A 398-nucleotide genomic window follows, 5' to 3' on the forward strand; every position below is an offset into this window, starting at 1 on the left:
TTCCCGGGTGACGACACGCCGATCATCGCCGGTTCCGCCCTGATGGCTCTGAACGGTGAAGACGAGCACGAGCTGGGCACTACCGCCGTCAAGAAGCTGGTGGAGACTCTGGATGAGTACATTCCGGAGCCCGAGCGTGCCATCGATCAGCCGTTCCTGATGCCGGTAGAAGACGTTTTCTCTATCTCTGGTCGCGGTACCGTAGTAACCGGTCGTGTAGAGCGCGGCATCGTGAAGGTGGGCGAGGAGCTGGAAATCGTCGGCCTGAAGGACACCACCAAGACCGTATGTACCGGTGTTGAGATGTTCCGCAAGATGCTGGACGAAGGTCGTGCCGGTGAGAACGTTGGTGTTCTGCTGCGCGGTACCAAGCGTGACGAAGTTGAGCGTGGTCAGGT

1 protein-coding gene is annotated in these 398 nt (G+C 59.3%); it reads left to right on the forward strand.

Going from position 1 to position 398, the window contains the following annotated elements; all coding sequences use genetic code 11:
- Positions 1 to 398: EF-Tu/IF-2/RF-3 family GTPase (locus tag B3187_RS14205; protein ID WP_286807142.1), on the forward strand; the 398-nt coding region annotated here is incomplete at both ends.

Source organism: Marinimicrobium sp. UBA4209 (assembly GCF_002381585.1).
Classification (GTDB): Bacteria; Pseudomonadota; Gammaproteobacteria; order Pseudomonadales; family Cellvibrionaceae; genus Marinimicrobium; species Marinimicrobium koreense.